Origin of the sequence: Vibrio pelagius (genome assembly GCF_024347575.1) — a bacterium.
Classification (GTDB): Bacteria; Pseudomonadota; Gammaproteobacteria; order Enterobacterales; family Vibrionaceae; genus Vibrio; species Vibrio pelagius.
On record NZ_AP025503.1, the window covers coordinates 2,990,755 to 3,010,067 of the forward strand.

The 19,313-nt window shown below is 46.7% G+C and carries 7 protein-coding genes, 9 tRNA genes, 5 rRNA genes and 3 pseudogenes; 7 read left to right on the forward strand and 17 right to left on the reverse strand.

Going from position 1 to position 19,313, the window contains the following annotated elements; all coding sequences use genetic code 11:
• Positions 1-22: 22 nt before the first annotated feature.
• The 5 genes from tuf to vsple_RS13330 form a co-directional block, all read right to left on the reverse strand.
• The gene (gene tuf, locus vsple_RS13310) at positions 23-1,207 is read right to left on the reverse strand and encodes an elongation factor Tu (protein WP_261882166.1); all 1,185 of its coding nucleotides are present in this window, start codon (positions 1,205-1,207) and stop codon (positions 23-25) included.
• A gap of 91 nt (positions 1,208-1,298) precedes the next feature.
• Positions 1,299-1,374 (reverse strand) — tRNA-Thr (locus vsple_RS13315).
• A gap of 14 nt (positions 1,375-1,388) precedes the next feature.
• A tRNA-Gly gene (locus vsple_RS13320) sits at positions 1,389-1,463 on the reverse strand.
• 39 nt (positions 1,464-1,502) lie between these two features.
• Positions 1,503-1,587, reverse strand: a tRNA-Tyr gene (locus vsple_RS13325).
• Between the two features lie 43 nt (positions 1,588-1,630).
• Positions 1,631-1,706, reverse strand: a tRNA-Thr gene (locus vsple_RS13330).
• 209 nt (positions 1,707-1,915) lie between these two features.
• Between vsple_RS13330 and coaA the strand changes: the two genes are divergently transcribed.
• Positions 1,916-2,839, forward strand: coding sequence for a type I pantothenate kinase (gene coaA, locus vsple_RS13335; protein ID WP_032550054.1), 924 nt, complete (start codon positions 1,916-1,918; stop codon positions 2,837-2,839).
• Positions 2,840-2,859: 20 nt separating this feature from the next.
• On the opposite strand, the gene birA is transcribed toward coaA, so the two are convergent.
• Both birA and murB read right to left on the reverse strand, forming a co-directional pair.
• On the reverse strand, positions 2,860-3,825 hold the full coding sequence (gene birA, locus vsple_RS13340; RefSeq protein WP_255229663.1) for a bifunctional biotin--[acetyl-CoA-carboxylase] ligase/biotin operon repressor BirA: 966 nt from the start codon (positions 3,823-3,825) through the stop codon (positions 2,860-2,862).
• Positions 3,822-4,868, reverse strand: coding sequence for a UDP-N-acetylmuramate dehydrogenase (gene murB / locus vsple_RS13345; RefSeq protein WP_261882224.1), 1,047 nt, complete (start codon positions 4,866-4,868; stop codon positions 3,822-3,824). The genes birA and murB overlap by 4 nt, the downstream gene beginning before the upstream one ends.
• Before the next feature lie 66 nt (positions 4,869-4,934).
• Here murB and vsple_RS13350 point away from each other — a divergent pair, with 66 nt between their 5' ends.
• The 6 genes and pseudogenes from vsple_RS13350 (at position 4,935) to vsple_RS13375 (ending at position 9,586) form a co-directional block, all read left to right on the forward strand.
• Positions 4,935-5,366: a GNAT family N-acetyltransferase gene (locus tag vsple_RS13350; protein WP_261882225.1), complete on the forward strand. Its 432-nt coding sequence runs from the start codon at positions 4,935-4,937 to the stop codon at positions 5,364-5,366.
• Between the two features lie 91 nt (positions 5,367-5,457).
• Complete coding sequence (gene pssA / locus vsple_RS13355; protein ID WP_261882226.1) at positions 5,458-6,798, forward strand: CDP-diacylglycerol--serine O-phosphatidyltransferase; 1,341 nt, start codon at positions 5,458-5,460, stop codon at positions 6,796-6,798.
• 508 nt (positions 6,799-7,306) lie between these two features.
• Positions 7,307-7,618: pseudogene (locus vsple_RS13360) on the forward strand (helix-turn-helix domain-containing protein); the annotation flags it as partial.
• Positions 7,619-7,624: 6 nt separating this feature from the next.
• Positions 7,625-8,147: pseudogene (locus tag vsple_RS13365) on the forward strand (IS630 family transposase); the annotation flags it as partial.
• Positions 8,148-8,292: 145 nt separating this feature from the next.
• A pseudogene (locus tag vsple_RS13370) lies at positions 8,293-8,493 on the forward strand (transposase); the annotation flags it as partial.
• Positions 8,494-8,562: 69 nt separating this feature from the next.
• Positions 8,563-9,586 (forward strand): IS630 family transposase gene (locus vsple_RS13375; RefSeq protein ID WP_420833782.1). Its coding sequence is split into 2 segments (ribosomal slippage): positions 8,563-9,017 and positions 9,016-9,586, totalling 1,026 coding nucleotides; the frame shifts between segments, so codons are not numbered across the junction.
• A 128-nt stretch (positions 9,587-9,714) separates the two neighbouring features.
• Here vsple_RS13375 and vsple_RS13380 read toward each other — a convergent pair.
• From vsple_RS13380 to vsple_RS13425, 10 genes are all read right to left on the reverse strand, one after another.
• Positions 9,715-9,791, reverse strand: a tRNA-Asp gene (locus tag vsple_RS13380).
• 74 nt (positions 9,792-9,865) lie between these two features.
• A 5S ribosomal RNA gene (rrf, locus tag vsple_RS13385) occupies positions 9,866-9,981 on the reverse strand.
• Between the two features lie 119 nt (positions 9,982-10,100).
• Positions 10,101-12,991, reverse strand: a 23S ribosomal RNA gene (locus tag vsple_RS13390).
• 404 nt (positions 12,992-13,395) lie between these two features.
• Positions 13,396-13,471: transfer RNA gene (locus vsple_RS13395), tRNA-Val, on the reverse strand.
• Positions 13,472-13,538: 67 nt separating this feature from the next.
• Positions 13,539-13,614: transfer RNA gene (locus tag vsple_RS13400), tRNA-Lys, on the reverse strand.
• Between the two features lie 2 nt (positions 13,615-13,616).
• Positions 13,617-13,692, reverse strand: a tRNA-Glu gene (locus vsple_RS13405).
• 123 nt (positions 13,693-13,815) lie between these two features.
• Positions 13,816-15,367 (reverse strand): 16S ribosomal RNA (locus vsple_RS13410).
• A 385-nt stretch (positions 15,368-15,752) separates the two neighbouring features.
• Positions 15,753-15,868 (reverse strand): 5S ribosomal RNA (rrf, locus tag vsple_RS13415).
• Between the two features lie 118 nt (positions 15,869-15,986).
• Positions 15,987-18,877 (reverse strand): 23S ribosomal RNA (locus vsple_RS13420).
• Together the 16S, 23S and 5S rRNA genes with 5 tRNA genes alongside form the textbook arrangement of a ribosomal RNA operon.
• Before the next feature lie 334 nt (positions 18,878-19,211).
• Positions 19,212-19,287, reverse strand: a tRNA-Ala gene (locus vsple_RS13425).
• Between the last annotated feature and the right edge of the window lie 26 nt (positions 19,288-19,313).

Below are 19,313 nucleotides of genomic sequence, written 5' to 3' on the forward strand. Positions count from 1 at the left end.
TTTACTAGTGGTTCGTCAAATCTTATGCAAAGATTTTAGCTACAACACCAGCACCTACAGTACGGCCACCTTCACGGATAGCGAAACGTAGGCCTTCGTCCATTGCGATTGGAGCGATTAGCTCAACAGTCATTTGAACGTTGTCACCTGGCATTACCATTTCTACGCCTTCTGGTAGAGTGATGTCGCCTGTTACGTCAGTTGTACGGAAGTAGAACTGTGGACGGTAACCTTTGAAGAAAGGTGTGTGACGGCCGCCTTCGTCTTTAGAAAGTACGTATACTTCAGACTCGAACTTAGTGTGTGGGTTGATAGTGCCTTTAGCTGCTAGTACTTGACCACGTTCAACTTCGTCACGCTTAGTACCACGTAGAAGTGCACCAACGTTCTCACCTGCACGACCTTCGTCAAGAAGCTTACGGAACATCTCAACACCAGTACAAGTAGTCATTGTTGTTTCTTTGATACCAACGATTTCTACTTCGTCACCTACACGTAGGATACCACGCTCGATACGACCAGTTACAACAGTACCACGACCTTGGATCGAGAATACGTCTTCGATTGGTAGTAGGAACGGTTGGTCTACTGCACGCTCTGGCTCTGGGATGTAAGAATCTAGAGCTTCTGCTAGCTCAACGATCTTGTCTTCCCATTGCTTCTCGCCGTTTAGTGCGCCAAGAGCTGAACCTTGGATTACTGGTAGGTCATCACCTGGGAATTCGTACTCAGAAAGAAGTTCACGAACTTCCATTTCTACTAGTTCTAGTAGCTCTTCGTCATCTACCATGTCACATTTGTTCATGAATACGATGATGTAAGGGATACCAACTTGACGACCAAGTAGGATGTGCTCACGAGTTTGAGGCATTGGGCCGTCAGTCGCAGCAACAACTAGGATACCGCCGTCCATTTGTGCAGCACCAGTGATCATGTTTTTAACATAATCCGCGTGTCCTGGACAGTCTACGTGTGCGTAGTGACGTGTTGGAGTGTCGTACTCAACGTGAGAAGTTGCGATTGTAATACCGCGCTCACGCTCTTCTGGAGCGTTATCGATAGATGCGAAGTCTTTCGCTTCACCACCGTACACTTTTGCAAGTGTAGTACAGATAGCAGCAGTTAGAGTTGTTTTACCGTGGTCAACGTGGCCGATAGTACCAACGTTTACGTGCGGTTTCGTACGTTCAAATTTTTCTTTAGACATGGGGTGTCCCTCTAGGTACGGATTAAGTGGCTTTGATGACCACGCAACCAAAAAAATGGTTTTTTTATTTAAAGGAGAAGAAGCTTTAGACTGGTGCTGATACCCAGATTTGAACTGGGGACCTCACCCTTACCAAGGGTGCGCTCTACCGACTGAGCTATATCAGCACACAAATTTGAGTTGGAGCGTGCAGCGGGAATCGAACCCGCATCATCAGCTTGGAAGGCTGAGGTAATAGCCATTATACGATGCACGCAACACGTAACTCTGTTTGAGCTATTTAACCTTTAGAATATGGTGGAGGGGGACGGATTCGAACCATCGAAGGCAGTGCCGGCAGATTTACAGTCTGCTCCCTTTGGCCACTCGGGAACCCCTCCAAATTTTTAAGCTTTCTTCTCGCTCTCTTAAGAGGGAAGAAAGTGGTGCCGACTACCGGAATCGAACTGGTGACCTACTGATTACAAGTCAGTTGCTCTACCTACTGAGCTAAGTCGGCACAAGTGGGGCGCATTTTATTGAATGATTTTCCACCTTGCAATAGTAAATTGAAAAAAAATGGAAAAATCTAATAAGTAATGAAATCTAGTGGGTATTTCTTATTAAGTTTGCCTCTTTAATCCACATCTCTCTCACGAATATATTTTATTTATCCAGCGCATGATGTATTTTCCATGCACTTGTTTTGTAACCCACTATAGAGTTTTTATGAGCCCATTTATGTCATTTGACCGCGAACGTTGGTCTGAACTAAGAAATTTAGTTCCCATGACACTGTCAGAAAATGACTTAAAAGAGCTTCAAGGGATCAATGAAAAATTGACGATGGAAGAAGCGGTAGAGATCTACCTACCCCTATCACGTCTATTAAACCTCTATGTGGCAGCAAGACAGAACCGTAACTCAGTGCTCCAACAGTTTTTGGATAAAGACGAGAAAGCGCCTCCCTTTGTTATTGGTATTGCAGGCAGTGTCGCAGTAGGGAAAAGCACCACAGCTCGATTACTGAAAGCCCTGCTTTCTCGCTGGGACAATCATCCTAAAGTTGAGCTGGTAACCACCGACGGCTTTCTATATCCAAACGAAGTGCTGCAAGAAAAAGGATTAATGGGCAAAAAAGGCTTTCCAGAGTCTTATGATATTAAACGCTTGGTGAAGTTTGTTTCTGATGTCAAAGCCTGTAAGCGCAATGTGCAGGCGCCTGTCTACTCACACCTAACCTACAACATCACCGACGAAGTGAAAGAGGTCGATCTTCCAGATGTCTTGATCATCGAAGGGCTGAATGTACTGCAGAGTGGTATGAACTACCCACACGAACCACATCGTGTATTTATTTCAGATTTCTTGGATTTCTCTCTTTATGTCGACGCAGACAGCGCGCAAATTCAAGAGTGGTATGTGAATCGCTTTATGAAGTTCCGTGAGGGTGCATTCGCCAAACCAGGTTCTTACTTTAGCCACTACACCCTGCTCAATGATCAAGAAGCGGTCGATAAGGCTCAGAATATCTGGAAGTCGATTAATGGCCTCAACTTAGAGCAGAATATTTTACCGACCAGAGAAAGAGCGCACCTTATTCTACGCAAGGGCGCAGATCATATGGTTGAAGAGGTTTTGCTGCGTAAATAATAAAGGTACTTTTATTTCAATTAGTCCGCCTTGCGCAGCGAGATTTCACCTCCAATGTAGGCTTCAATACCATTCTCAGTTTCTAATAGAACGGCGCCTTGCTCATTTATGCCTTTGACTGTGCCTTCTATCTCTCTTGGTCCAATGATCAAACGAACCGAACGTCCTAGGAAGTTATCTAATCGGTTCCAGCGTCCAACGAAGTCTGTCATTCCTTTGAGCTCATACTCATCAAGTGCTTTATACCAAGCATTAATTAACGCCTGCGCGAGTTCATTACGGTCTGGAACCTGACCTCCGCAGACCTCTTTCAACGAAGTCCACGGTTGCCCAATACCCGATGTATTTGGGTCCATTGATAAATTAAGACCCATACCAATAACGATATTAGCGGCACCACCAGATTGCCCTGAAAGCTCAACCAAGATTCCCGCAAGTTTCTTATCATTGTGGTATAGGTCGTTCGGCCATTTGAGCTTAATCCCTTCGACACCCATCTCCTCAAGCGCTTCGACAATGGCAACACCGACGACTAGACTCAGTCCCATTGCCGCCGCCATACCAGCGTCCAGTCGCCAGTACATCGATAGATATAAGTTGGCACCAAACGGAGATACCCACTCGCGTCCACGACGACCACGCCCAGCGGCTTGATATTCAGCAATACATACTGACCCTGACTCTAGAGAGTCTCCCTTATCAAGCAGATGTTGGTTTGTAGAACCGATAATAGGTATAAGTTCTAAGGAAGAGTCTGCGCCAGGCGCCTTAAGCTTCGAATCATCAAGCATGTTCAGTGGCTGAGCGAGCTTATAACCCTTGCCTTGTACTCGATAAACATCTAGCCCCCACTCTTGTATACCCTTGATATGCTTACTGATAGCCGCACGAGAGACACCTATCAGTTCGCCAAGCGCTTCTCCGGAATGGAACTCGCCATCAGCCAGAGCTTTAAGTAGGGTTAACTTGGTTGTGTGGTCTCTCATGCTAGCGCCTCCAGTGCGATATCGAGATTGATCTCACCGTCTTTACCCATAAACCTCACTTCATGTTCGAGCGTAATACCAAACTTCTCTTTAACGGCAGTGCGAACTTGGTTTGCTAGTCGTACAACATCAGAAGATGAGGCGTCATTGTAGTTGATCAGAACCAAGGCTTGATTTGGGTGTACCTGAGCGCCCCCTTCTCTACGTCCTTTGAACTGGCATTGATCGATCAACCAACCAGCAGCCACTTTGATCTTATCGCCACTCTCATAGCCAACAATATTTGGATAAGTTTGAGTTAAGCGATCATAGTGATCCTTTTCGATCACCGGGTTTTTGAAGAAGCTGCCCGCATTACCACTTACAGCGGGGTCAGGAAGCTTGCTTGAGCGAATAGCACAGACTTCATCGAAGATAACGCGAGGGGAAATCGTCTCCATGTCCAACGCTTTGAGTGGCCCATAGTGATTACATGGTTGCCAGTCTTTACTCAAGATTAAACCAATCGCGACCACGATTGCTTTACCATAAAGGGCATGCTTGAATATCGAGTCACGATAACCAAATTGGCACTCTTCGCGACCTAACCTCTTTACTGTGTATGTGTCTAAGCACAGGATATCGACGTATTCACATACATCTTGTAATTCAACGCCATAAGCTCCAATGTTCTGAATCGGGGCAGAACCAGAACACCCAGGAATCATGGCTAGATTTTCTAATCCACCAATGCCTTGCTCTACAGACCACTTCACCAAGCTTGGCCAGTCTTCACCACCACTAATATGCAGCTTATAGTGTGTTTCAGTTTCGGTTCGCTCAATCCCTTCCAGCTTATTCACCATCACTAAGCCTGCAAAGTGCTCGGTAAATAGCATGTTGCTACCCTTGCCTAACATCAATTTTGGAAGGTGGCTCCACTGTGGGGATTGGTAAGCAGAGATCAGATCGTCTACAGAGCGGATTTCAATAAGCACATCACAAGTCTGCTCGATAGAGAAGGTATGTGCCTTTTTCAAACTGGCATTGAGATAAGATTGCATGGCGATATTCAATTAAACTAAACTGCGTCCATTCTACAGCAGTTACCCAACCGGCGCAGTGATTGAATGAACAATGTAATAATAGCCCAGCTGGATCCGATCAAAGTTCCATTAGTTAAGCGCTTCTATAAAGAGCACTACCCTTCCGGTAAAGCGAACAAGAGCGAGTTAATCTACTCGTTAACCGTCGATAACCAACTATTGGGAGTGGTTCGTCTTCGCACAATCGAGCAGTTTCGCTTACTAACAGGAATGGCAATTTCAAAAGAGTATCGAGGGCAACAACTGGGGAAACAGTTGATGGACTACTGTGAAGAAAAAACGTTGAATGAGCAAGATTATTGCTTTGCTTACACCCATCTAGAGAACTTTTATAACCGCCACCATTTCGTAAAAATATCACCTCAAGAGTTGCCAAATAGTCTGAAAAACCTCTTCGAACGATATACAAATAGTGGAAAAGATCTCATTCCTATGCATTATCAGCAAAATTGTTAGAGAATGCCTCGATTATCTAGTAATTCGCCATTTGCCTTTGGTAAAATTCGCTGTTCGCAATTTTGCATATTTTTAAGGTCAAACAGTCAATATGATTGCTAGTAGGAATCCATTCACACAGTTGCCCACTGTCGCTCAGAACCCCGATAAGTTTGAAGTACTGTTATCAGCACAAGAGTTCAGAACTCGTTTACTTAAAGAGATCTCTGAAGCAACTCAGCGTATCTGTCTGGTTGCTCTCTATCTAGAAGATGACGAAGCCGGTCGTGAGATCCTTACTGCACTGTATGAAGCTAAGCAAAGCAACCCTCAGCTTGATATCAGTGTCTGTGTTGATTGGCACCGAGCTCAACGTGGCCTTATTGGTGCGGAATCATCAGAAGGTAACGCTGCGATGTATAAAGCATTCGCAGACAAGTATGAGCATGAAGTCCCTGTTTATGGCATCCCTGTTCGTGGTAAAGAAGTCTTTGGTGTGCTTCACCTGAAAGGGTTCATCGTTGACAATAAAGTTATCTACAGTGGTGCTAGCCTCAATAACATCTATCTGAACTATCACGACCGCTACCGTTTCGACCGTTACCATGTTCTAAACAACAAGACTCTGGCTGACACCATGTTCAGCTACGTGCAAGAACAGATGGTGGCAGACACAGCGGTAAATAATCTAGCCGCTCATAGCAAACCAACCACTAAGCAACTTAAGTCAGCGATCCGTCAATTCCGCTCAACACTAGCGCGCTCTCAATATCAGTTTAAGAGCGAAGAGGTCTCAAGTGAGCAGGTGGCAGTGACTCCGCTTGTTGGCATTGGTAAGCGCCGTAACCGCCTAAACCAAGGCATCAATCAGTTGATCGCTCAAGCCAAAGATGAAATCTTCATCTGCACCCCTTACTTCAACTTCCCACCTAGTCTTGCGAAGGAAGTGAAAAAAGCCCTTAAACGTGGGGTAAAGGTAAGTATTGTTGTTGGTGATAAAACGGCGAATGACTTCTTTATCTCTCCAGAAGAAGAGTTCAAGACCATCGGTGGCCTGCCTTACCTATATGAGCTAAACCTTCGTCGTTTCGCGAAAGCGAATGAGGCGAACATTGCAAGTCGTAAACTGTCTATCCACCTTTGGAAGCACGATTCAAATAGCTTCCACCTGAAAGGTATTTGGGTAGATAAGCGCTACATGCTTCTTACTGGTAACAACCTGAACCCAAGAGCTTGGAAACTCGATCTTGAGAACGGTATTTTCATCCAAGATAACTACAATCATCTAGCAGACAAGTTCCAAGCTGAAGTAGACAATATCCTTCAACATACTCAGCTGATCTGCACTTATAAGCAGCTAGACAAAGTTGATAGCTATCCAACCGAAGTCCAGAAGCTAATACGCAAAATAACACGCGTAAAAGCTGACAGAGTACTTAAACAGATTCTATAAGTATCAGCTTTAAATTGTCTCTACCTTAACGCCTAGCAAGTCGCTGGGCGTTTTTGTATCTATAATACGAGATAGGAGATACGAGATAGTTTTCTCTGGCTGCATTGCCTGCCTTGTCAACGTTTTACCATTAGAACTGATTTCACTGAACAGGTAATACTTCCGCCGTCGTAACTTAAATAGGGTTTATCACTTCAATCAACTAGGTCAGGAACTAATCTTATTACCTAACAAGGTAACTATCTTTTGTTAGCGGATATAGTGCCTGAGCATATCTGCTTAAGTTTATATGAAGTTGCCAGTCGGATTAGAATCGCTGGTCTAAGGCTAAGACATCTATCCATTGAAAAGACGAAATGCCTGTGGTCACAGGAGACCAGGACTCCTTGGTCGAAGACCAAAATACCTATCCCCAGAAACGACGAAAGCCTAGTCGTAAGACTAGGCTTTCTGATAATACCAATCGCACTAATTTTGTGATCTAATATCAACTTCAAAAGGAGTTGATATGACACACGATTTTCCTAAGCTTATCCAAGCAACATCTGACGCGAGAAAACGAACTAAACTTCTTGCTATTTCGCATTTCATTGATGGGAAGACTCGTACTGAGATCTCCCAATACCTAAAAGTCAGCCGAGGCAGTGTGAATCGTTGGGTCAGTGCCTACCTAGAAAACGGACTCGATGGGTTGGTAGAAAAGCAGCATACAGGCAGACCTTCCCGCCTTTCTGAAGGACAACGCTCTCAACTGAAAAAATATATCAGTGACAATGCAATCAAACCTGATGGAGGAAGACTACAAGGCACTGATATTATTGAGTATATAAAACAAGAGTTTGACCTCGTTTATAGCCTATCTGGTGTATATAAATTATTGAGAAAGCTAAACTTAGTGTGGATTACTACTCGGTCTAAGCACCCTAAACAGTCACTTGAAGCACAAGAAGCTTTTAAAAAAATTCCTAATCGAAACGATCAATAAGATCCCTGGCCACATTCCATTAAATGACGTCCAAATTTGGTTTCAAGATGAAGCGAGATTTGGTCAACGGAATACAACGACAAGAATATGGGCTGAGAAGGGCACTCGCCCTTTAGCGATTCAGCAGCAACAGTTTGAGTCGGCGTATTTATTTGGTGCCGTATGTATTAACACTGGTGAGACCGAAGCAATAGTTTCTCCGCTGAGCAACATGGAGGCCATGCAGAAACATTTAGCGCTCATTTCGTCAGCGACTCCTTGCGGCAAGCATGCTGTAATTATTATGGACCAAGCCAGTTGGCATCAAAGCTATCTTGCCGATGAGTTCAAGAATCTAATACCAATCACAGTAAATAAGTGGTCAAAAATAGCGCCGGGAAAAGGCTTAAGAACAAGGCAGAATTTTTTGGTAAGTAGTTATTCTACAATCAAAAATTCTAACGCAGTTATCAAGCGTTTTAACAAGCTAGGATGATCAGTTATTTACTACGATTGGTATAACCATCATCCATATTCCCCCATACTCACCCGAACTCAACCCTATTGAACAAGTGTGTAGTTGGCTCCGACAGCATGAAATTGCCAATCGTTGCTTTAATAGCTACGAGGATATCGTAGACAAGCTCTGTAACGCTTGGAATCGGTTCTGTGAAGATAAGAATAGAGTCATTTCACTTTGTTTTAGGGACTGGGTTAATCTGACTTATTAATTAGTGCGATTGGTATAATACCAATCGCACTAATTTTGTGATCTAATATCAGCTTCAAAAGGAGCTGATATGACACACGATTTTCCTAAGCTTATCCAAGCAACATCTGACGCGAGAAAACGAACTAGACTTCTTGCTATTTCGCATTTCATTGATGGGAAGACTCGTACTGAGATATCCCAATACCTAAAAGTCAGCCGAGGCAGTGTGAATCGTTGGGTCAGTGCCTACCTAGAAAACGGACTCGATGGGTTGGTAGAAAAGCAGCATACAGGCAGACCTTCCCGCCTTTCTGAAGGACAACGCTCTCAACTAAAAAAATATATCAGTGACAATGCAATCAAACCTGATGGAGGAAGACTACAAGGCACTGATATTATTGAGTATATAAAACAAGAGTTTGACCTCGTTTATAGCCTATCTGGTGTATATAAATTATTGAGAAAGCTAAACTTAGTGTGGATTACTACTCGGTCTAAGCACCCCAAACAGTCACTTGAAGCACAAGAAGCTTTTAAAAAAATTCCTAATCGAAACGATCAATAAGATCCCTGGCCACATTCCATTAAATGACGTCCAAATTTGGTTTCAAGATGAAGCGAGATTTGGTCAACGGAATACAACGACAAGAATATGGGCTGAGAAGGGCACTCGCCCTTTAGCGATTCAGCAGCAACAGTTTGAGTCGGCGTATTTATTTGGTGCCGTATGTATTAACACTGGTGAGACCGAAGCAATAGTTTCTCCGCTGAGCAACATGGAGGCCATGCAGAAACATTTAGCGCTCATTTCGTCAGCGACTCCTTGCGGCAAGCATGCTGTAATTATTATGGACCAAGCCAGTTGGCATCAAAGCTATCTTGCCGATGAGTTCAAGAATCTAACCATCATCCATATTCCTCCATACTCACCCGAACTCAACCCTATTGAACAAGTGTGGAGTTGGCTCCGACAGCATGAAATTGCCAATCGTTGCTTTAATAGCTACGAGGATATCGTAGACAAGCTCTGTAACGCTTGGAATCGGTTCTGTGAAGATAAGAATAGAGTCATTTCACTTTGTTTTAGGGACTGGGTTAATCTGACTTATTAATTAGTGCGATTGGTATAAGTGGCGTAGTGGCCGGGGTTGCGGGCAACCGGGACTCTTTCGACCGAAGGGCGAATACAGTTATTCAAACGTAAAAAAGCCCAAGCAGTTATGCTTGGGCTTAATATAAGTGGCGGAGTGGACGGGACTCGAACCCGCGACCCCCGGCGTGACAGGCCGGTATTCTAACCAACTGAACTACCACTCCGCAGTGGTAAACACGTCTTTAGACGTGGTTCCAACTATTTGTCTTCACTTTTTAAAAGTGAAAATAAATTTGGAGCCTGGCGATGTCCTACTCTCACATGGGGAAGCCCCACACTACCATCGGCGCTATTGCGTTTCACTTCTGAGTTCGGCATGGAATCAGGTGGGTCCACAACGCTATGGTCGCCAAGCAAATTCTTTCTTCTCTGATTTTCTTTCAGAAAAGTAATCTGGAAAGCTGTTTCTTGTTCTCTTCAAACTCATTCAAGCGTTTGTATCTTTGAGTCCATCAAAACCCCTTGGGTGTTGTATGGTTAAGCCTCACGGGCAATTAGTACAGGTTAGCTCAACGCCTCACAGCGCTTACACACCCTGCCTATCAACGTTCTAGTCTTGAACAACCCTTTAGGACGCTTAAAGCGCCAGGGAAGACTCATCTCAGGGCTCGCTTCCCGCTTAGATGCTTTCAGCGGTTATCGATTCCGAACTTAGCTACCGGGCAATGCCATTGGCATGACAACCCGAACACCAGAGGTTCGTCCACTCCGGTCCTCTCGTACTAGGAGCAGCCCCCTTCAATCTTCCAACGCCCACGGCAGATAGGGACCGAACTGTCTCACGACGTTCTAAACCCAGCTCGCGTACCACTTTAAATGGCGAACAGCCATACCCTTGGGACCGACTTCAGCCCCAGGATGTGATGAGCCGACATCGAGGTGCCAAACACCGCCGTCGATATGAACTCTTGGGCGGTATCAGCCTGTTATCCCCGGAGTACCTTTTATCCGTTGAGCGATGGCCCTTCCATTCAGAACCACCGGATCACTATGACCTGCTTTCGCACCTGCTCGAATTGTCATTCTCGCAGTCAAGCGGGCTTATGCCATTGCACTAACCTCACGATGTCCAACCGTGATTAGCCCACCTTCGTGCTCCTCCGTTACTCTTTGGGAGGAGACCGCCCCAGTCAAACTACCCACCAGGCACTGTCCGTAATCCCGATTCAGGGACCAACGTTAGAACATCAACACTACAAGGGTGGTATTTCAAGGACGACTCCACCACATCTAGCGACGCGGTTTCAAAGTCTCCCACCTATCCTACACATGTAGGGTCAATGTTCAGTGCCAAGCTGTAGTAAAGGTTCACGGGGTCTTTCCGTCTAGCCGCGGGTACACTGCATCTTCACAGCGATTTCAATTTCACTGAGTCTCGGGTGGAGACAGCGTGGCCATCATTACGCCATTCGTGCAGGTCGGAACTTACCCGACAAGGAATTTCGCTACCTTAGGACCGTTATAGTTACGGCCGCCGTTTACCGGGGCTTCGATCAAGAGCTTCGACCGAAGTCTAACCCCATCAATTAACCTTCCGGCACCGGGCAGGCGTCACACCGTATACGTCATCTTACGATTTTGCACAGTGCTGTGTTTTTAATAAACAGTTGCAGCCACCTGGTATCTGCGACTCTCGTCAGCTCCATCCGCGAGGGACTTCACCGATAAGAGCGTACCTTCTCCCGAAGTTACGGTACCATTTTGCCTAGTTCCTTCACCCGAGTTCTCTCAAGCGCCTTGGTATTCTCTACCCGACCACCTGTGTCGGTTTGGGGTACGATTCCTTACAATCTGAAGCTTAGAGGCTTTTCCTGGAAGCATGGCATCAATGACTTCACCACCGTAGTGGCTCGACATCGTATCTCAGCGTTAAGAAAGTCCGGATTTACCTAAACCTTCCGCCTACGTACTTGAACCTGGACAACCGTCGCCAGGCCCACCTAGCCTTCTCCGTCCCCCCATCGCAATTGTAAGAAGTACGGGAATATTAACCCGTTTCCCATCGACTACGCCTTTCGGCCTCGCCTTAGGGGTCGACTTACCCTGCCCCGATTAACGTTGGACAGGAACCCTTGGTCTTCCGGCGAGGGAGTTTTTCACTCCCTTTATCGTTACTCATGTCAGCATTCGCACTTCTGATACCTCCAGCAGCCCTTACAGACCACCTTCAACGGCTTACAGAACGCTCCCCTACCCCGCACACTAAAGTGTGCAGCCGCAGCTTCGGTGTATAGCTTAGCCCCGTTACATCTTCCGCGCAGGCCGACTCGACCAGTGAGCTATTACGCTTTCTTTAAATGATGGCTGCTTCTAAGCCAACATCCTGGCTGTCTGAGCCTTCCCACATCGTTTCCCACTTAGCTATACTTTGGGACCTTAGCTGGCGGTCTGGGTTGTTTCCCTCTCCACGACGGACGTTAGCACCCGCCGTGTGTCTCCCGGATAGTACTTACTGGTATTCGGAGTTTGCAAAGGGTTGGTAAGTCGGGATGACCCCCTAGCCTTAACAGTGCTCTACCCCCAGTAGTATTCGTCCGAGGCGCTACCTAAATAGCTTTCGGGGAGAACCAGCTATCTCCAGGTTTGATTGGCCTTTCACCCCTAGCCACAAGTCATCCGCTAATTTTTCAACATTAGTCGGTTCGGTCCTCCAGTTGATGTTACTCAACCTTCAACCTGCCCATGGCTAGATCACCTGGTTTCGGGTCTATATCCAGAGACTGAACGCCCAGTTAAGACTCGGTTTCCCTACGGCTCCCCTAAACGGTTAACCTTGCCACTGAATATAAGTCGCTGACCCATTATACAAAAGGTACGCAGTCACACCACGAAGGTGCTCCTACTGCTTGTACGTACACGGTTTCAGGTTCTATTTCACTCCCCTCACAGGGGTTCTTTTCGCCTTTCCCTCACGGTACTGGTTCACTATCGGTCAGTCAGTAGTATTTAGCCTTGGAGGATGGTCCCCCCATATTCAGACAGGATATCACGTGTCCCGCCCTACTCGATTTCACTGATTATGATGTGTCGGTTACGGGGCTATCACCCTTTATTGCGGCACTTTCCAGAGCCTTCACCTGCATCATTAAAAGCTTAAGGGCTAATCCAATTTCGCTCGCCGCTACTTTCGGAATCTCGGTTGATTTCTCTTCCTCGGGGTACTTAGATGTTTCAGTTCCCCCGGTTTGCCTCTTGCTGCTATGTATTCACAACAAGATACTTACTTATGTAAGTGGGTTTCCCCATTCGGAAATCCCAGACTCAAAAGGTTTTTACTACCTAATCTGGGCTTATCGCAAGTTAATACGTCCTTCGTCGCCTCTGACTGCCAAGGCATCCACCGTGTACGCTTAGTCACTTAACCATACAACCCGAAGAAGTTTCGAGTTGATGACTTATTTGCTTTCACTTTTCAAAAGTGAAGACAAAACAGCAACCAAGGTTTTTGGTTGTAATAAGAAGGGTTAATTCTTATTACGTGTTTGCCGGACTCAATGGTGAATCAATGTAAACATTGATTCGAATACAAGACACTTGAATGTGTTTGTGTTGTGTTTACTGTTCTTAATAAATAAGAGCAGATAAACATTGAGAACTTTTAATTTGATTTAAATAACTGTGTTATTTAAATCAGTCAGCTTTCCAAATTGTTAAAGAGCATGAGACTTCGTTAGAAGTTCATTTTCTAAAGACTCTCACAGTCGAAAAATCCAACCAGCAACCTAAATTGTGGTTTGGAGTTTTGAACTTCCAAGAATATTTAGAGAATGGTGGGCGATACCGGGCTCGAACCAGTGACCCCCTGCTTGTAAGGCAGGTGCTCTCCCAACTGAGCTAATCGCCCACGATAGTTTCCTCTTGCTTTCACTTTTTAAGAAAAGTGAAACAAAAGCCATTCTTCGCGGAAAGAATGGTGGGTCGTGCAGGATTCGAACCTGCGACCAATTGATTAAAAGTCAACTGCTCTACCAACTGAGCTAACGACCCAATGGTATCCCGTAGGGGAGTCGAACCCCTGTTACCGCCGTGAAAGGGCGGTGTCCTAGGCCTCTAGACGAACGGGACACTAAGTTTGCTTCCACTTTAAAAAGCAGAACCAAATTGCTTGAAGATATTGGGATATCTTCGTCTCTTTTACTTTCTAAACCGTATCAATCTGTGTGGACACTTATCGTGAATATCTTCGTATAAGGAGGTGATCCAGCCCCAGGTTCCCCTAGGGCTACCTTGTTACGACTTCACCCCAGTCATGAACCACAAAGTGGTGAGCGTCCTCCCGAAGGTTAAACTACCCACTTCTTTTGCAGCCCACTCCCATGGTGTGACGGGCGGTGTGTACAAGGCCCGGGAACGTATTCACCGTAGCATTCTGATCTACGATTACTAGCGATTCCGACTTCATGGAGTCGAGTTGCAGACTCCAATCCGGACTACGACGCACTTTTTGGGATTCGCTCACTCTCGCGAGTTGGCCGCCCTCTGTATGCGCCATTGTAGCACGTGTGTAGCCCTACTCGTAAGGGCCATGATGACTTGACGTCGTCCCCACCTTCCTCCGGTTTATCACCGGCAGTCTCCCTGGAGTTCCCACCCGAAGTGCTGGCAAACAAGGATAAGGGTTGCGCTCGTTGCGGGACTTAACCCAACATTTCACAACACGAGCTGACGACAGCCATGCAGCACCTGTCTCAGAGTTCCCGAAGGCACCAATCCATCTCTGGAAAGTTCTCTGGATGTCAAGAGTAGGTAAGGTTCTTCGCGTTGCATCGAATTAAACCACATGCTCCACCGCTTGTGCGGGCCCCCGTCAATTCATTTGAGTTTTAATCTTGCGACCGTACTCCCCAGGCGGTCTACTTAACGCGTTAGCTCCGAAAGCCACGGCTCAAGGCCACAACCTCCAAGTAGACATCGTTTACGGCGTGGACTACCAGGGTATCTAATCCTGTTTGCTCCCCACGCTTTCGCATCTGAGTGTCAGTATCTGTCCAGGGGGCCGCCTTCGCCACTGGTATTCCTTCAGATCTCTACGCATTTCACCGCTACACCTGAAATTCTACCCCCCTCTACAGTACTCTAGTTTGCCAGTTTCAAATGCAGTTCCGAGGTTGAGCCCCGGGCTTTCACATCTGACTTAACAAACCACCTGCATGCGCTTTACGCCCAGTAATTCCGATTAACGCTCGCACCCTCCGTATTACCGCGGCTGCTGGCACGGAGTTAGCCGGTGCTTCTTCTGCAGCTAACGTCAAGAAATGCCGCTATTAACGACACCCCCTTCCTCACTGCTGAAAGTACTTTACAACCCGAAGGCCTTCTTCATACACGCGGCATGGCTGCATCAGGCTTGCGCCCATTGTGCAATATTCCCCACTGCTGCCTCCCGTAGGAGTCTGGACCGTGTCTCAGTTCCAGTGTGGCTGATCATCCTCTCAGACCAGCTAGGGATCGTCGCCTTGGTGAGCCATTACCTCACCAACTAGCTAATCCCACCTAGGCATATCTTGACGCGAGAGGCCCGAAGGTCCCCCTCTTTGGCCCGTAGGCATCATGCGGTATTAGCCATCGTTTCCAATGGTTATCCCCCACATCAAGGCAATTTCCTAGGCATTACTCACCCGTCCGCCGCTCGACGCCGTTATCGTTCCCCGAAGGTTCAGATAACTCGTTTCCGCTCGACTTGCATGTGTTAGGCCTGCCGCCAGCGTTCAATCTGAGCCATGATCAAACTCTTCAATTTAAGATTTTGTTGACTCAATGAATACTGATTCTATCTAACGATAGTGAATTGACTGTGCTCTTATTGGTTTTCACTTTAAAAAGTGAAATCAAACAGCTCAATGCTGTACCAATTCGAATTGGTCACTCAGTTCATTGAAATCATTTTGATACTGAAGTATCTGTTGCCTTTGCTTATAAAAGCGAAAACAAACTTAGTTGATATTCATCAACGAGTGCCCACACAGATTGATAGGTTTAAATTGTTAAAGAGCTTTGCTATCAACGCTTTAGCGTTGAAGCGGATGCGTATAATACGCGATTGACTCTGTAAGTCAACATAAAACTCTAAAAAGATTAGAACTTTATGGTAACTTGCTTAGATACTAAGCAAAGTCGAAATTAAAGCCTGGCGATGTCCTACTCTCACATGGGGAAGCCCCACACTACCATCGGCGCTATTGCGTTTCACTTCTGAGTTCGGCATGGAATCAGGTGGGTCCACAACGCTATGGTCGCCAAGCAAATTCTTTCTTCTCTGATTTTCTTTCAGAAAAGTAATCTGGAAAGCTGTTTCTTGTTCTCTCAAACTCATTCAAGCGTTTGTATCTTTGAGTCCATCAAAACCCCTTGGGTGTTGTATGGTTAAGCCTCACGGGCAATTAGTACAGGTTAGCTCAACGCCTCACAGCGCTTACACACCCTGCCTATCAACGTTCTAGTCTTGAACAACCCTTTAGGACGCTTAAAGCGCCAGGGAAGACTCATCTCAGGGCTCGCTTCCCGCTTAGATGCTTTCAGCGGTTATCGATTCCGAACTTAGCTACCGGGCAATGCCATTGGCATGACAACCCGAACACCAGAGGTTCGTCCACTCCGGTCCTCTCGTACTAGGAGCAGCCCCCTTCAATCTTCCAACGCCCACGGCAGATAGGGACCGAACTGTCTCACGACGTTCTAAACCCAGCTCGCGTACCACTTTAAATGGCGAACAGCCATACCCTTGGGACCGACTTCAGCCCCAGGATGTGATGAGCCGACATCGAGGTGCCAAACACCGCCGTCGATATGAACTCTTGGGCGGTATCAGCCTGTTATCCCCGGAGTACCTTTTATCCGTTGAGCGATGGCCCTTCCATTCAGAACCACCGGATCACTATGACCTGCTTTCGCACCTGCTCGAATTGTCATTCTCGCAGTCAAGCGGGCTTATGCCATTGCACTAACCTCACGATGTCCAACCGTGATTAGCCCACCTTCGTGCTCCTCCGTTACTCTTTGGGAGGAGACCGCCCCAGTCAAACTACCCACCAGGCACTGTCCGTAATCCCGATTCAGGGACCAACGTTAGAACATCAACACTACAAGGGTGGTATTTCAAGGACGACTCCACCACATCTAGCGACGCGGTTTCAAAGTCTCCCACCTATCCTACACATGTAGGGTCAATGTTCAGTGCCAAGCTGTAGTAAAGGTTCACGGGGTCTTTCCGTCTAGCCGCGGGTACACTGCATCTTCACAGCGATTTCAATTTCACTGAGTCTCGGGTGGAGACAGCGTGGCCATCATTACGCCATTCGTGCAGGTCGGAACTTACCCGACAAGGAATTTCGCTACCTTAGGACCGTTATAGTTACGGCCGCCGTTTACCGGGGCTTCGATCAAGAGCTTCGACCGAAGTCTAACCCCATCAATTAACCTTCCGGCACCGGGCAGGCGTCACACCGTATACGTCATCTTACGATTTTGCACAGTGCTGTGTTTTTAATAAACAGTTGCAGCCACCTGGTATCTGCGACTCTCGTCAGCTCCATCCGCGAGGGACTTCACCGATAAGAGCGTACCTTCTCCCGAAGTTACGGTACCATTTTGCCTAGTTCCTTCACCCGAGTTCTCTCAAGCGCCTTGGTATTCTCTACCCGACCACCTGTGTCGGTTTGGGGTACGATTCCTTACAATCTGAAGCTTAGAGGCTTTTCCTGGAAGCATGGCATCAATGACTTCACCACCGTAGTGGCTCGACATCGTATCTCAGCGTTAAGAAAGTCCGGATTTACCTAAACCTTCCGCCTACGTACTTGAACCTGGACAACCGTCGCCAGGCCCACCTAGCCTTCTCCGTCCCCCCATCGCAATTGTAAGAAGTACGGGAATATTAACCCGTTTCCCATCGACTACGCCTTTCGGCCTCGCCTTAGGGGTCGACTTACCCTGCCCCGATTAACGTTGGACAGGAACCCTTGGTCTTCCGGCGAGGGAGTTTTTCACTCCCTTTATCGTTACTCATGTCAGCATTCGCACTTCTGATACCTCCAGCAGCCCTTACAGACCACCTTCAACGGCTTACAGAACGCTCCCCTACCCCGCACACTAAAGTGTGCAGCCGCAGCTTCGGTGTATAGCTTAGCCCCGTTACATCTTCCGCGCAGGCCGACTCGACCAGTGAGCTATTACGCTTTCTTTAAATGATGGCTGCTTCTAAGCCAACATCCTGGCTGTCTGAGCCTTCCCACATCGTTTCCCACTTAGCTATACTTTGGGACCTTAGCTGGCGGTCTGGGTTGTTTCCCTCTCCACGACGGACGTTAGCACCCGCCGTGTGTCTCCCGGATAGTACTTACTGGTATTCGGAGTTTGCAAAGGGTTGGTAAGTCGGGATGACCCCCTAGCCTTAACAGTGCTCTACCCCCAGTAGTATTCGTCCGAGGCGCTACCTAAATAGCTTTCGGGGAGAACCAGCTATCTCCAGGTTTGATTGGCCTTTCACCCCTAGCCACAAGTCATCCGCTAATTTTTCAACATTAGTCGGTTCGGTCCTCCAGTTGATGTTACTCAACCTTCAACCTGCCCATGGCTAGATCACCTGGTTTCGGGTCTATATCCAGAGACTGAACGCCCAGTTAAGACTCGGTTTCCCTACGGCTCCCCTAAACGGTTAACCTTGCCACTGAATATAAGTCGCTGACCCATTATACAAAAGGTACGCAGTCACACCACGAAGGTGCTCCTACTGCTTGTACGTACACGGTTTCAGGTTCTATTTCACTCCCCTCACAGGGGTTCTTTTCGCCTTTCCCTCACGGTACTGGTTCACTATCGGTCAGTCAGTAGTATTTAGCCTTGGAGGATGGTCCCCCCATATTCAGACAGGATATCACGTGTCCCGCCCTACTCGATTTCACTGATTATGATGTGTCGGTTACGGGGCTATCACCCTTTATTGCGGCACTTTCCAGAGCCTTCACCTGCATCATTAAAAGCTTAAGGGCTAATCCAATTTCGCTCGCCGCTACTTTCGGAATCTCGGTTGATTTCTCTTCCTCGGGGTACTTAGATGTTTCAGTTCCCCCGGTTTGCCTCTTGCTGCTATGTATTCACAACAAGATACTTACTTATGTAAGTGGGTTTCCCCATTCGGAAATCCCAGACTCAAAAGGTTTTTACTACCTAATCTGGGCTTATCGCAAGTTAATACGTCCTTCATCGCCTCTGACTGCCAAGGCATCCACCGTGTACGCTTAGTCACTTAACCATACAACCCGAAGAGGTTTCGAGTTGATGACTGTTTGCTTTCACTTTTCAAAGTGAAGACAAAATAGCAACCAAGGTTTTTGGTTGTAACAAGAAGGGTTAGTTCTTATTACGTGTTTGCCGGACTCAATGGTGAATCAATGTAAACATTGATTCGAATACAAGACACTTGAATGTGTTTGTGTTGTGTTTATCTAATAAAAGATAAACATTGAGAACTTTTAATTTGATTTAAATAACTTTGTTATTTAAATCAGTCAGCTTTCCAAATTGTTAAAGAGCAGATTTCTTAATGAAACCATGTTTAAAAGCACTATCGCTAATGCGCTTAAAGATGGTGGAGCTAAGCAGGATCGAACTGCTGACCTCCTGCGTGCAAGGCAGGCGCTCTCCCAGCTGAGCTATAGCCCCAACGAAATCGATATTGACCGCTATCT